Origin of the sequence: Streptomyces sp. NPDC127177 (genome assembly GCF_042672475.1) — a bacterium.
Classification (GTDB): domain Bacteria; phylum Actinomycetota; class Actinomycetes; order Streptomycetales; family Streptomycetaceae; genus Streptomyces.
The window spans coordinates 130050-144212 of sequence record NZ_JBHXUW010000001.1 but is presented as its reverse complement, the minus strand read 5'-3'; the positions used below and the strand labels follow the sequence as shown (position 1 = coordinate 144212).

The window sequence follows — 14163 nt, the reverse complement described above, 5'->3', positions numbered from 1 at the left end:
GCCGCGCGCCGAAGAACCCTGGAGCTCTCCATGACGTCAGGCACGGCCAACTCTCCGATCGACACCAGCAGGCCGCACCCGGCACGTGTCTACGACTATCTGCTGGGCGGCAAGGACAACTACCCGGTGGACCAGGAGCTCGGGGAGCAGATGCCGCCCGTAGCGAAGGCCGCGGTGGCGCAGAACCGTGCGTTCATGCACCGGGCGGTCGGCTGGGCCGCGCGCACGGGCATCGACCAGTTCCTCGACATCGGAACGGGCATTCCGACCCGGCCGAACCTCCACCAGATAGCGCAGGAGATCAACCCCGCGGCCAGGGTGGTCTACACGGACAACGATCCGATCGTCCTGCGCCATGCCGAGGCGCTGCTCGTCAGCACCCCCGAGGGCGCCACCGAGTACCTCGACGCCGATGTGCGCGAGCCGGGGAAGATCCTGGACCACGCCCGGAACCTGCTGGACTTCGAGCGGCCCGTCGCGCTGTCCCTCGTAGCGCTCATGCACTTCGTTCCCGACGAGGACGATCCCTACGGCATCACGCGCACCCTCCTGGACGCGCTGCCCGCCGGGAGTTGTCTGGTGCTCTCGCACTTCACCAGCGATTTCCTCTCCGCCGAGCAGGACAAGACCGAGGAGTACCGGTCGAGCGGCATCAGCCTGCGCCCCCGGACGCGCCCGGAGGTCGCCCGGTTCTTCGACGGACTCGACCTCGTCGAGCCGGGGCTGGTCACGGCTCCCCGGTGGCACCGGGACGCGCCGGTTCCGGAGGAGAGCACCGGCGCCACGGACAGCTTCTACGTCGGGGTCGCCCACGTACGGTGACGGCCGGCCCGCGCCGCCGCCGGTCGCGGGCGGGATCGTGGCCCCGCGTCGTGGCCCCTATCCGGTGAAACGGTCGCGCAGCTCGCGCTTGAGGATCTTTCCGCTGGCGTTGCGCGGGAGCCCGTCCACGAAGAGCACCCTCTTGGGGGCCTTGAAGTGGGCGAGCCTCTCGCGGGCGTGGGCGATCAGCTCGGTCTGTGTCGCGCTCGCCCCGTCGCGCAGTACGACGACGGCGGTGACGGCCTCGATCCAGCGTTCGTCGGGCAGTCCGACGACTGCGGCCTCGGCGACCGCGGGATGGGTGTAGAGGGCGTCCTCGACCTGGCGGGAGGCGACGAGGACACCACCGGAGTTGATGACGTCCTTCACCCGGTCGACGACGGTGAAGTAGCCCTCCGGGTCGCGCACGGCGAGGTCGCCGGAGTGGAACCAGCCGTCGCGGAACGCCTCGGCGCTCTCCTGCGGCTTGTCCCAGTAGCCGTTGCACAGCTGGGGCGAGCGGTACACCACTTCGCCGGCCGTCCCGTCGGGCACGTCCTTGCCGTTCTCGTCGACGACCCTGGCCTCGACGAAGAGGACCGGCCTGCCGCAGGAGTCCATCCGGCCCTCGTGCTCGTCGGGTCCAAGGACCGTGGCCAGCGGGCCGATCTCGCTCTGTCCGAAACAGTTGTAGAAGGCCAGTCCGGGCAGCCGGTCGCGGAGTCGTTCGAGCACCGGCACGGGCATGATCGACGCGCCGTAGTACGCCTTGCGCAGCCCGCCGAGGTCACGCCGTTCGAAGTCAGGGTGGTTGGCGAGGCCGATCCAGACGGTGGGCGGGGCGAAGAGGCTGTCGGCCTGTCCGGACTCGACGAGGTCGAAGATCCGGCCCGCGTCCGGGGCGTCCAGGACGGTGTTCTCGGCGCCGACCGCGAGGTAGGGCAGCAGGAACACGTGCATCTGCGCGGAATGATAGAGCGGCAGGGCGTGGACGGGCCGGTCGGCGGCGCGCAGGTCGAGGGCGGTGACGGCGCTGACGTACTCGTGCACGAGGGCGCCGTGCGTCATCATCGCTCCCTTGGGGAGCGCGGTGGTGCCCGAGGTGTAGAGCAGCTGGGCGAGATCGTCCGCGCCCGGTTCGTGGCCGGAGGCGAAGGCGCGCGGTGTGGCCAGTTCGGCCAGCAGGGAGTCCGGGGCGTCGCGCAGCGGCCGTACCGCGTAACGGTCCGGGACGCGGTCGACGAGATCCGGGTCGGTGAGGACCAGGGAGCTTCCTGACTGGCTCAGGATGTACGCGAGGTCCTCGCCCGTGAGGTTCTGGTTGACGGGGACGTGGACGAGCCCGGCCCGGGCGCAGGCGAGGAAGCCGATCAGGTACGCGTCGGAGTTGTGGGCGTAGGAGGCCACCCGGTCCCCCGGGCGCAGCCCGTGGCCGTCCATGAGGACGGCGGCGGCGGTGCCGACCGCCTCGTCGAGGCCTCGGTAGGTCCAGGTCCGGTCGGCGTACCGCAGAGCGGTGCGCTCGGGGGTGCGCCCCGCGCTGCGGGTCAGGACACCGTCGACTGTGCTGCTGCGTACACCTGTCATGGCGTGATCCTGTGCGGGCGGGGCCCGGCGGTCAAGGGCTGATCGCGAGGAAGACGAACGCGGCGGGGACCGAGGGCCGGACTCCGCCCCTCAGCAGGGTGGCGCGTCCCGCACGGCGACCGGCGCGCCCACCACACCATCAGCGCGAGCGGCACCAACGGGTGGCGCTCGGTCCGAGGTGGGCCGGTCAGGCGCGTCCCTCCCAGTAGGGCTCGCGCAGCCGGCGTTTGTAGAGCTTGCCGTTGGGGTCCCGGGGCATCGTCGTGATGAAGCCGAGGGTCTTGGGGCGTTTGTACCCGGCGAGCAGTTCCGCGCAGTGGCCGAGGATCGCCGCGGCGAGCGCGTCGCCCGCCTCGTGCCCCTCGGCCGGTTCGACGACCGCTCTGACCTCCTCGCCCCAGTCGGCGTGCGGAATGCCGAAGACGGCGGCGTCGGCGACGGCTGGGTGGGTGAGGAGGGCGCTCTCGATCTCGGCGGGGTAGATGTTGACCCCGCCGGAGATGATCATGTCGATCTTGCGGTCGCGGAGGAAGAGATAGCCGTCCTCGTCGAGGATGCCGAGATCGCCGACGGTGAAGAAGTCCCCGATGCGGTTCTTCCGCGTCTTGCCCTCGTCCTTGTGGTAGCTGAATCCGCCGGTGCTCATCTTCATGTAGACGGTGCCGAGTTCACCGGGTGCGAGGCGGTTTCCCTCGTCGTCGTGGACCGCGAGTTCGCTGATCGGCCAGGCCCGGCCGACGGTGCCCGGTTTGCGCAGCCAGTCCTCGGCGGTGGCGAAGGCGCCGCCGCCCTCGCTGGCCGCGTAGTACTCCTCGACGCACTGCCCCCACCAGTCGATCATGGCGCGTTTGACGTGGTCGGGGCAGGGCGCGGCCCCGTGGATGGCGTGGCGCATCGCCGTGACGTCGTACCTCCGCTTCACCTCGTCGGGCAGCGCGAGAAGGCGGTGGAACTGGGTCGGGACCATGTGCGTGTGCGTACAGCGGTGGGTGTCCATCGCCCGCAGCATCTCCTCGGGCGACCACTTGTCCATCAGGACCAGGGGGTGGCCGATGTGCAGGGCCGCTCCCGCGAACTGAAGGACCGCGGTGTGGTAGAGCGGTGAGCAGACGAGATGGACGTTGCCGTCGAAGGGTTTGATGCCGAAGATGCCGAGGAAGCCGCCGAGGTAGGTCTCCTCGGGCAGCTTTCCGGGCAGCGGGCGCCGGATGCCGCGCGGCCGGCCTGTGGTGCCGGAGGTGTAGTTCATGACCCAGCCGAGGGTGCGTCCCTCCGGGGGCGATACCGGCCGGTTCCGGAGCAGTTCGCCGTACGGGCGGAAGCCCTCGGCCGCGCCGACGCCGTAACGGTGGCTCGCCGGCAGCTTCGCCTCGTCGGCGGCGGCGGTCGCGGCGGCCGCGAAGCGTTCGTGGGCGATGAGCACCTTGGCGCCGGAGTCGGAGACGATCCAGGCGATCTCCGGGCCGACGAGGTGGTGGTTGACCGGGACGAGATAGAACCCGGCCTGCGAGGCGGCCAGGTAGGCGGTGAGGAACTCGACGCCGTTGGGCAGGACGACGGCGAAGGCGTCGCCCTCCTCCAGACCTGCTGCGCGCAGTCCGTGGACCATCCGGTTGGCGTCCGCGTGCAGCCGTCCGGCTGTCCAGCTCTCGCCGTCGGGTGCGATCAGGATCGTACGGTCGGGGTCGGCGGCGGCCTGGGCCCAGAAGCCGTTGGGCGGCTGGTTCATGCGGTGCTCCGTCCGGCGATGCGGTTGATCCGGTCCACTGCACGTTCGAACCCCCGGGTGAGGTCGTCGAAGACGGCCTGCACGCTGCGCTCGGTGTTCATCCGGCCGACGATCTGGCCGACGGGGGTGCCGAGCAGGGCGCCCGTCTCGTACTTCTGGATCCGCGAGACGGCCTCGGCGACCAGCAGCCCCTGGAGTGGCATGGGCAGGGTTCCGGGCCCCGACGGGTCGTCCCAGGCGTCGGTCCATTCGGTACGGAGCTGGCGTGCGGGTTTCCCGGTGAGGGCGCGGGATCGGACGGTGTCGCCGGATCCCGCGGCGAGGAGTTTGGCGGTGAGGGCGCGGGAGTGCATGTCGGCCTCCTCCGTGGTGAGCCAGAGGGAGCCGAGCCAGACGCCCTGGGCGCCGAGGGCGAGTCCGGCGGCGATCTGTTCGCCGCTGCCGATGCCGCCGGCGGCGAGGACGGGGAGCGGGCCCACGGCGTCCACGACGTCCGGGACCAGCACCATGGAGGCGATCTCCCCGGTGTGGCCTCCCGCTTCATAGCCCTGGGCGACGACGACGTCGATGCCCGCGTCCGCGTGGTGTCCCGCGTGCCGGGCGCTGCCGGCCAGAGCGGCGACGAGGACGTCGTGCTCGTGGGCGCGGGCGATGACGTCGGCGGGCGGTGAGCCCAGCGCGTTGGCGAGGAGCTTGATGGGGTAGTCGAACGCCACGTCGAGCTGGTTGCGTGCGACCTCCTCCATCCAGCCGGTGATGCGCCAGCCCGATGCCTCGCCCTCGGCGAGTTCGGGAACGCCGTGCTCGGCGAGGGTCTCCCGGACGAACTGCCGGTGTCCGGCCGGGATCATCGCCTCGACATCGGCCTCGCTCACGCCCTCCACCTTCTTCGCGGGCATGACGACATCGAGGCCGTACGGTTTCCGGTCGGTGTGCTCCTGCATCCAGTCGAGGTCGCGTGCGAGGTCGTCGGGGGCGGTGTAGCGGACCGCTCCGAGCACGCCGAATCCGCCGGCCCTGGTGATGGCCGCGGCCACCGCGGGGAACGGCGTGAAGCCGAAGATGGCGTGCTCGATCCCCAGTCTCTTGCTCAGCTCCGTCTCCATGGGCGGCAGGATGCCGCAGTCGTGCGGCCGAGGGAAGAGATTTTCTGATGCTGTGTCAGATTCTTTGTGGCTCCGGGGACTCCGGGACGACGGAGGGGGCCAGTACCCTCTGCCTCGGCAGGAAGTTTCACAGTCGGACGAGATTTCGAAAGTTACTTTCACGCAGTGGGAAGGGGTTCCGGATGACCGAGGACACGGCGGGCGGGGGCATCAGCCGGCGGAGGCTGGGCAGTGGGATGCTGGCCCTGGGCGGAGCACTCGCCCTGGCGCCGGTTCCGTTCGCGGAGCGGGCGTCTGCCACGGAGTCGGGGGCGGGGTCGTCGGGTATGCGCGCAGGAACCGCGGCGGGATCACCGTCCGGGCAGAGCAGGCCGACACTGCGGCGCGGATCCGCCGCCCGCGCCGGCCTGCTCCAGGAACCGCTCGACCAGCTCGTCGCCGAGGCGGAGAAGTACCTCGCCGACTCCCCCGCGCACCCCTGGTACGCGGGCGCGGTGCTGCTCGCCGGGCGGGGCGGGACGGTCGCGCTGCACCGCCCGATCGGCAAGGCGCTGCGCTACGCGGCGTACGACGAGAAGACCGACACCGGTGTGGAGTTCCCGCCTGAGCAGCAGATCCCCATGGCCCAGGACACGGTCTTCGACCTGGCGTCGGTGTCGAAGCTGTTCACCTCGATCCTGGCCGTGCAGCAGATCGAACGCGGCAGGCTGGAGCTGGAGGCGACCGTCGCCTCGTACCTGCCCGACTTCGCCGGCGGCGGCAAACAGGACGTCACGATCCGTCAGCTGCTCACGCACACCTCCGGCTTCCGCGCCTGGATCCCGCTCTACTCGGCGCCGACCCGGGAGGGGAAGCTGGAGCTGATCTGGAACGAGGTACCGGCGAGCCCGCCCGGCACGGCCTACCTCTACTCCGACCTCAATCTGATCTCGCTCCAACTGGTGCTGGAGAAGATCACCGGTCACACCGAGGACGTACTGCTCCGTGAGCAGATCACCGCTCCGCTCGGGATGCAGCGCACCCGCTACAACCCGCCGGCCTCCTGGAAGCCGAAGATCGCCGCGACCGAGGACGCCCGGCCGCCGTGGTCCGGGCTGGACCGCGGGCTGGTCTGGGGCGAGGTGCACGACGAGAACGCCTACAGTCTCGACGGCGTCGCCGGCCACGCGGGGGTCTTCTCGTGCGCCTGGGACCTGGCGATCCTCGCCCGCACGCTCCTGAACGGCGGGGTCTACGGGCGCGCGAGGATCCTCTCCGCCCACTCGGTGGACCTGCTGTTCACCGACTTCAACACGGCGTTCCCCGGTGATGCGCACGGCCTCGGCTTCGAGCTCTACCAGCACTGGTACATGGGGGCGATGGCCACCCCGCGCACGGCCGGCCACACCGGTTTCACCGGCACCAGCCTGGTACTGGACCCGACGACGGACTCGTTCCTGATCGTGCTGGGCAATTCGGTGCACCCGGTGCGCGACTGGCGCTCCGGCAGCGCGCCGCGCGTGGCGACCGCCAACCAGCTGGCTCGCGCCGTCGCCGTCCCGCCCGCCCGCGGCCGCACGGCCTGGTTCTCCGGTATGACCAGCGCCTCCTCGGCCACACTGGCCCTCCCGCCGCTGACCCTCGCCTCCTCGCGCGCCCGGCTGAGCTGTGCCCTGTGGTGGGACACCGAACCGGACTCCGACTTCCTGTTCCTGGAGGCCTCATCGGATGCGGGATCCACCTGGCGGCCGGTCCCGTTCACGACCGTCCCGACGCCACAGGAACAGCGACCGCGGCCCGAGGACCATCCGGCCGGTTCCGTCTCGGGCTGGTCGGGGCGCGTCTGGCACCGGCTGGACGCCGACCTGTCGACCTGGCGCGGCAGCGAGGCACGGCTGCGGTGGCGGTACGCCACGGACCAGTTGTACGTGGGCCGCGGGGTCTACGTCGACGCCATCCGGGTCGAGGACGGCGGCCGTACCGTCTTCGACGAGGGCAGGCCGGGCGATGCCCGTCGCATCGAGGCCGACGGCTGGTCCCCCTCGACGGACTGAGACGGACCCGCACTTACCGCGCGGGCGGACCGGCGGGGGTACGGGCCGGCCGGATCCGACGGCGGATGCCCGTCCGGCACGCGACAACGCAGTACGGCCTGCCCGCCGTCGGGCAGGCCGTACGCCGTGAGGCGCCGCACGGGCCTTGCTCGCGCACACCGGGCGGTGAGGACGGAGAGTGCCTCTCCACACCGGGGTCCGCGGCGGGCCGGTGGGCCTGGGACAGGCCTGCGTCTGCGTCTGCGTGGTCGGCCCCGAGCCTGCGCGGCGAGTCCGCCGTCACACGGACCGGCCAACGCCGTGGACTCCCCCGCTGATCGGGTCTTCCCCACCCGCAGGTGGACTCGGCGGCCGGTCACAACCGTGCCCCGGCGGCCTTGAGCGCCTTGTGGATGATCCGGACGGAGCCGTCGTGGTCACGCCGCCGGCCGCCGTATCCCACCGAATTTTTCCAGCTTCGAAATATTTCGATAGCCAACCCCTCCACTTTCGGGCAGCAAATCACCCAAAGCGACGCACCACTTGACGAACACCCAGGTCGGAAGTGCGACCGATGAACGCATTCTGCAATTGCGACGGGCCACGACCACCTGAACCAAGCACTCTTTCGGCGAGCTTTCGCAACTCTCGGATGCGAATGTCCCTATCCGTCCCATGATTCACCCCTGCCTTGAGCCCACGGCCGTACATATACGCAGGTCAAACCAATTGATCGAGATATCCGAGCGGTTCACGTTCTCGAAATATTTCGGAAATGTGGCGTTGACGAGCCTTTGTGGCGCGCGCATACTCTCCCTCGCTCCCCGCACCACCCGATCAACCGGAAGAAGGTGTTGGAAAGTGATCGTCCGTTCCCCGTCCGGCCCGGAGCCCGCCCGTCCACCGCTCCGCTCCCGGGCACGAAGAGCATTCACCCTCGTTACGGCGGGAGTCCTCACCGCTGCCGGTGTGCTGTCGCTGGCGGGGACCGCCGACGCGGCGACCACGCTCGGCGCCTCGGCCGCCGCCAAGGGCCGCTACTTCGGCGCCGCCGTCGCCGCCGGCCACCTCGGCGAGTCGGCGTACGCCTCCACGCTGGACACCGAGTTCAACATGGTGACGCCCGAGAACGAGATGAAGTGGGACGCCGTCGAAGGCACCCGCAACACGTTCAGCTTCGGGTCCGCGGACCAGATCGTCAGTCACGCGCAGGGACGGGGCATGAAGGTCCGCGGCCACACCCTGGTCTGGTACTCACAGCTGCCCGGCTGGGTCGGCGGGCTCGGCGCCGACGATCTGCGCTCGGCGATGAACAACCACATCACCAAGGTGATGGACCACTACAAGGGCAAGATCTACGCCTGGGACGTGGTCAACGAGGCGTTCCAGGACGGCGGCAGCGGAGCACGGCGCAGCTCACCCTTCGAGGACAAGCTCGGCAGCGGCTACATCGAGGAGGCGTTCCGCACCGCCCGCGCGGCCGATCCCGGCGCCAAGCTCTGCTACAACGACTACAACACCGACGGCCAGAACGCCAAGAGCAACGCGGTCTACGCCATGGTGAAGGACTTCAAGCAACGCGGTGTGCCCATCGACTGTGTCGGCTTCCAGTCGCACTTCAACAGCAACTCGCCCGTCCCCGGCGACTACCGGGCCAACCTCCAGCGCTTCGCCGATCTGGGTGTCGATGTCCAGATCACCGAACTGGACATCGAGGGCTCGGGCTCGGCGCAGGCCGCCGGTTACACCGAGGTCGTGAACGCCTGCCTGGCCGTGTCCCGCTGCGCGGGCATGACCGTCTGGGGTGTGACCGACAAGTACTCGTGGCGCAGCGGCGGCACACCGCTGCTGTTCGACGGCGACTACGCCAAGAAGCCGGCGTACACCGCGGTACTGACGGCGCTGGGCGGCTCCGGCGGGGGCGGGGGTGGTGACGGCGGCACCGGTGGCGCCACCTGCACCGCGACCTACGCCAGGACGGACACCTGGGGCGACCGGTTCAACGGCCAGGTGACGGTGACGGCGGGGAGTTCCGCGATCGGCGGCTGGACGGTCCCTGTCACCGTGACGTCCCCGCAGAAGGTCTCCACCACCTGGAACGGCACCCCGTCCTGGGACAGCAGTGGCAACGTGATGACCATGAGGCCCAACGGCAACGGGAATCTCGCCGCCGGGGCCTCGGTGTCCTTCGGGTTCACCGTGATGACGAACGGCAACACAGCGGCGCCCTCCGTCGGCGCCTGCACCGCCTCCTGACCCGCCCGGGGCCCGGGGCCCGGTCGGCCACCCGGCCGCCCCGCCCCGGGCTTCCGTCCGGGCACCGCGCGAGGGCAATCCCTCAGTGGCGATGCCTCAGCGGCGGTGCCCTCGCGCCTGCCGCACCCCGTTCACCGGAGCGCCGCCGTCGGGGCCGCCGGCTCGTCGGTGTGCGTACGGCCCGCCGGCACCTTGGCCCCGACCGGTGCGGGCGCGGTCGACTCCCGAACCACCAGCCGCGGCCTGATCAGGAGCGACCGTCCCGCCACCGGCGCCGAGTCGATCCGGGCCCGCAGTTGCTGGAAGGTCTCGGCCGCCATCTCCGGCAGTGGCTGGCGGACCGTGGTGAGCGGCGGCTCGAAGAGGTCGGCCAGCAGGATGTCGTCGAACCCGACGACCGAGATGTCCTGTCCCGCCGTGCGTCCGGCGTCCTTCGCACCCCGGCAGATCCCGATCGCGCACATGTCGTTGATGGCGACGAACGCGGTGGGCGGGCGCGGGCCACCGAGCAGTTCGCGGGCGGCGTTGCGCCCCAGCTCGGCGGCGTCCTTGTCGCCGAACTCGGCGGTGTCGGCGCCGGGCCAGACGATCGCGTCGGCCGGATCGAGACCGGCCGACTCCAGGGCCGCCCGGAAGCCGCGCAGCCGCTCACGGCGGTTGACACTGTTGACCGACCCCGAGACGAACGCCAGCCGCCGGTGGCCCAGCTCCAGCAGATGGCGGGTGGCGAGCTCGGCGCCCATCGCGTTGTCGACGCTGATGGATGCCAGCGACGCCGGGTCGCCGGCCTGGGCGGTGCGGTCGAAGGCGACCATCTTCAGCCCGCGGCCGAGCAGCGGCGCCACATGTTCGAGGGACGGCAGCGAGGAGCAGAGCACCACCCCGCTCACCCCGTCGGCCAGCAGTTCCTCGCCGTACTTGAGCTCGCGGGCCGGATCACGCTCGCTGTTGCACAGCAGTACGTGGTAGCCCTCGGCCAGCGCGATGGCCTCCAGCTCCCGGGCGAGCGCCCCCCAGAAGGGGTTGGCGACGGACGGCACGATCAGGCCGATGACCTTGATCCGGCCGGTGCGCAGCATCCTCGCCGCACGGTTGGGCCGGTAGCTGAGCTGCTCGATCACCCGCTCCACGCGGGCCAGGGTGGCCGCCTGCATACGGTCCGTACGACCGTTGAGGACGTTCGACACGGTGCTCGCGGATACTCCCGCGGCCTCCGCGACCTGATGGATCGTTACCCCGCTCATGCCACCTCCGGTTCGGAACGTGTTCAGCCAGACTAGTGTACCGATTTACTGAACTCTCTTCACCGGTACACCGGTTAACTTCCCCGAAAATTGTTGTGCATCAGCTGTTGACGCACCTCTTGGCGCGTTCTTAGTCTCAGTGCATCGATTTACCAGCGCTTCCCAGCCATACACGGGTTGCCATCGCTGGATCGATCCACTGCCTCCACCTCAAAAGGGGTGCCCATGGAACTCAAACGACGGTCGCTGCTCGCTGCCATCGGTGCCGGTACGGCCGCGGCCGCACTCTCCGGCTGCGGCACCGGCTCCTCGGCGGCCGGCTCCGCCGACGGTCCCGCCGAGGGCGAGATCACGCTGCTCACCCCGATCTACGAAGGCGCCGACGGCAAGACACTGTTGGAGAAGGAGATCCTCGGCGGCTTCCGGAAGAAGTATCCGGACGTCAAGGTGAACGTGGACTACACCACGTACGCCCAGCTCAACGAGAAGATCACCACTGGTCTCGCGGGCGGCCTGCTGCCCGATGTGCTGATGATGGGCGTCGGCTGGATCCCCCCGTTCGCGGCCAAGAAGGCGATCGCCCCACTGCCCGAGAAGTTCGCCACGGCGCACGACTACGAGAAGCGGGTGCTGGAGCCGTCCCGTTACGACGGCAAGCTGTACGCGCTGCCGGTGGTCCTGGACACCCGCATCGTCGTCTACCGCAAGGACCACTTCGCCGAGGCCGGGATCAAGAAGACTCCGGCCAACTGGGCGGAGCTGCGGGCCGTGGCCAAGCAGCTGACGACAGGTGGTCGGGTAGGTTTCGACCCGTTCTCCATTGATTTGCGACAGTGTTGGGAGACCTTCCTCTTCGCCAACGGCGGTCAGCTGTTCAGCGCGGACGGCAAGAAGGTGTTGTTCACCGACAAGCGGGGCGTCGAGGCGCTGCAGTTCTTCAAGGACCTCATGAAGGACGGCTCGGCCGACTACACGAAGAAGACGGACGCCGGTGCGCCCTCGAACGTCCAGACCGGCAAGGCGTCGATGATGATGACGACCAGCGCCCTGTGGGAGCAGGTCCGTGACCAGTCGCCCGACCTGATGAAGGACGACACGCTCGGCTGCTTCGTCCTGGCCAACCGCCGGCCGGCGATGCTCCAGGGCGGCACCCTGGTCACCCAGTCGGCGAGTTCCAAGCACCCGGCGGCGGCCCGTGCGCTGGTCGAGTACCTCGCTACCCCCGAGTCGATCCTGGGCGCGGCGAAGCAGCGCGGTTCGGTACCGGGGCTCAAGGACCTCAACGACACCGGGTACGTGAAGGAGAACAAGTTCGTCGACCTCTCGCTCCAGAACATGAGCGCCGCCCGCTCGGAGGGCGGAACCGCCGCCTGGATGGAGATCCGCGAGAAGATCAAGCCGACGCTCGAGCCCGCGATCGTGGGCGGTCAGTCCGCGAAGGACGCCATCGCGGAACTCGGCCGGCTCGCCGAGGCCGCCATCGGCCGGATGTGAGGCGTCACTGTGGGAGCGACATCCGTACTGAAGGCACGGCCCGCGCGGCCGCCTTCCCCGCCCGATAACAACGTGTCCGTCAAGCGGCGCACCGGCAGGGCCCCGACCGGCCCGGGACGCCGCAGGCAGCGGGCCGGCATGCTGCTGGTGGCGCCCGCCCTGCTGCACGCCACCCTCTGGATCGGTCTGCCGGTCGTGGCCTCGGTGGTGCTGGCCTTCACCAAGTACGACGTGCTGACGGCACCGCAGTTCGTGGGACTCGACAACTTCCGGGACATGCTGGACGACGCGGTGTTCCGCAAGTCCATCGTGAACACCGTCATCTACACCTTCTTCACCGTGCCGTTCGGCATGGCACTGGGGCTGCTGATGGCCCTGGCCCTGCACACGGGCCTCAAGGCGCGGGGCATCTTCCGCACCGCGATCTTCCTGCCGCAGGTCACCGCCACGGTCGCCATCGCACTGGTCTGGCTGTGGATCTACAACCCGGGCAACGGGCTGTTCAACACCCTGCTGTCGCTCGTCGGCATCAACGGGCCGGCCTGGCTCGCCTCGACCTCGTGGGCCATGCCCTCGGTGATCCTGGTCGGCATCTGGCAGGGCATCGGCATGAAGATGCTCATCTACTTGGCCGCGCTGCAGTCCCTGCCGAAGGAGCTGTACGAAGCGGCGTCGGTGGACGGCGCATCCAAGGTGCGGCAGTTCTTCTCGATCACGCTGCCGCTGCTGAAGCCCGCGACGTTCTTCGTGCTCATCACCTCGATGATCAGCGCGTTCCAGTCCTTCGACCAGATCTACATCCTCACCGACGGCGGCCCCGCCAACAGCACCACGATGATGACGTATGAGATCTACAAGTCCGCCTTCCGGGAGTTCCGCGTCGGCTACGCCTGCGCCCAGTCGCTGGTGCTGTTCGTCCTGCTGATGGGCTTCACCCTGGTCAACCGGCGGATCATGGGAGGCACCCGTGGCCACAGCTGAGCTGCACAAGCCGAAGGCCGGACGCGGGCCCCGCCCCTCGGCGCACGGCAAGCCGGTCACCGCCGGCCGGGTCGCGCTCTACGTGACGCTGTCCGTCATCTCGCTGCTGATGATGGTGCCGTTCATCTGGATGCTGCTGACCTCGCTCAAGACCCCGGTGGAGATCGCGTCGCAGGACGCCGGGCTCCTGCCGGAGCACTGGGAGTTCGGCAACTACGTCGACGCGCTCAAGGCCGCGCCCTTCGCCACGTACGCCCGGAACAGCTTCATCATCGCGTTCAGTCACACCCTCATCAACGTCCTGGTGGCGTCGATGGCGGGGTACGCACTGGCCCGGATCAGGTTCCGTGGCAGCGATGTCATCTTCTACCTGTTCATCGCGGCACTGATGATCCCGACGTACACGAAGGTGCTGCCGGAGTTCCTGATCGTCCGCTTCATGCCCCTGGCCGGCGGGAACGACCTCTTCGGCCAGGGCGGCAGCGGCTGGCTGGACTCCTGGTGGGCGCTCATCGTGCCCGGCGCGGTGACCCCGTTCGCCGTCTTCCTCTTCCGGCAGTTCTACCTGGATCTTCCGGTGGAGCTGGAGGAGGCTGCCCGCCTCGACGGGCTCGGGGAGTTCCGGATCTACTCCAGGATCATGTCACCGCAGGTCAAGCCGGCGTTCATCACGGTGGCGCTGCTGACCTTCGAGTCCTCGTGGAACAACTTCCTCTGGCCGCTGCTGGTGACCCATTCGGACAACCTCCGGGTGATCCAGGTGGGGCTCTCCGTCTTCAAGACGGAGAACGGCACGCAGTGGCACTTCCTGATGGCCGGCACCACGCTCGCCACCCTCCCCATGGTCGTTCTCTTCCTCATCGGCCAGCGCTATTTCGTGCAGGGCTTCGCAACCGCCGGTCTCAAGTGACCGGTCCCGGTCCCCAGAGACCGGCTATCGAAAGGGTTACCCC

The 14163-nt window shown here is 69.4% G+C and carries 10 protein-coding genes; 6 read left to right on the top strand and 4 right to left on the bottom strand.

What is annotated here, in order from left to right; translation table 11 throughout:
* Positions 1-30: 30 nt before the first annotated feature.
* A complete protein-coding gene (locus tag ACFVJX_RS00565; RefSeq protein WP_384123674.1) occupies positions 31-822 on the top strand; it encodes an SAM-dependent methyltransferase in 792 nt (263 codons plus the stop codon).
* A gap of 57 nt (positions 823-879) precedes the next feature.
* Here ACFVJX_RS00565 and ACFVJX_RS00560 read toward each other — a convergent pair whose 3' ends face one another.
* From ACFVJX_RS00560 to ACFVJX_RS00550, 3 genes are all read right to left on the bottom strand, one after another.
* On the bottom strand, positions 880-2388 hold the full coding sequence (locus tag ACFVJX_RS00560) for an acyl-CoA synthetase (protein ID WP_384123676.1): 1509 nt from the start codon (positions 2386-2388) through the stop codon (positions 880-882).
* A 187-nt stretch (positions 2389-2575) separates the two neighbouring features.
* Positions 2576-4117 (bottom strand): acyl-CoA synthetase, encoded by a 1542-nt coding sequence (locus ACFVJX_RS00555; RefSeq protein WP_384123678.1) that lies wholly within the window; start codon positions 4115-4117, stop codon positions 2576-2578.
* Positions 4114-5223 carry an NAD(P)H-dependent flavin oxidoreductase gene (locus tag ACFVJX_RS00550; RefSeq protein WP_384123680.1) on the bottom strand — a complete coding sequence of 370 codons (1110 nt, stop codon included), beginning with the start codon at positions 5221-5223 and terminating at the stop codon, positions 4114-4116. Before ACFVJX_RS00550 ends, ACFVJX_RS00555 begins: the two co-directional genes overlap by 4 nt.
* Positions 5224-5405: 182 nt before the next feature.
* On the opposite strand from ACFVJX_RS00550, the gene ACFVJX_RS00545 reads away from it, so the two are divergent.
* Together ACFVJX_RS00545 and ACFVJX_RS00540 are read left to right on the top strand one after the other, a co-directional pair.
* Entirely contained in the window at positions 5406-7256 is a 1851-nt protein-coding gene (locus tag ACFVJX_RS00545) for a serine hydrolase (RefSeq protein WP_384123682.1), read from the top strand.
* An 840-nt stretch (positions 7257-8096) separates the two neighbouring features.
* Complete coding sequence (locus tag ACFVJX_RS00540; RefSeq protein ID WP_384123684.1) at positions 8097-9491, top strand: endo-1,4-beta-xylanase; 1395 nt, start codon at positions 8097-8099, stop codon at positions 9489-9491.
* A gap of 131 nt (positions 9492-9622) precedes the next feature.
* On the opposite strand, the gene ACFVJX_RS00535 is transcribed toward ACFVJX_RS00540, so the two are convergent.
* Positions 9623-10735: a LacI family DNA-binding transcriptional regulator gene (locus ACFVJX_RS00535; RefSeq protein ID WP_384123686.1), complete on the bottom strand. Its 1113-nt coding sequence runs from the start codon at positions 10733-10735 to the stop codon at positions 9623-9625.
* A gap of 225 nt (positions 10736-10960) precedes the next feature.
* Between ACFVJX_RS00535 and ACFVJX_RS00530 the strand changes: the two genes are divergently transcribed.
* The 3 genes from ACFVJX_RS00530 to ACFVJX_RS00520 all read left to right on the top strand — a co-directional run bounded on the left by ACFVJX_RS00530 (position 10961) and on the right by ACFVJX_RS00520 (position 14120).
* Positions 10961-12229, top strand: coding sequence for an ABC transporter substrate-binding protein (locus ACFVJX_RS00530; RefSeq protein ID WP_384123688.1), 1269 nt, complete (start codon positions 10961-10963; stop codon positions 12227-12229).
* A gap of 72 nt (positions 12230-12301) precedes the next feature.
* Entirely contained in the window at positions 12302-13210 is a 909-nt protein-coding gene (locus tag ACFVJX_RS00525) for a carbohydrate ABC transporter permease (protein ID WP_384123690.1), read from the top strand.
* Entirely contained in the window at positions 13197-14120 is a 924-nt protein-coding gene (locus tag ACFVJX_RS00520) for a carbohydrate ABC transporter permease (protein ID WP_384123692.1), read from the top strand. Before ACFVJX_RS00525 ends, ACFVJX_RS00520 begins: the two co-directional genes overlap by 14 nt.
* The last annotated feature ends 43 nt before the right edge of the window (positions 14121-14163 follow it).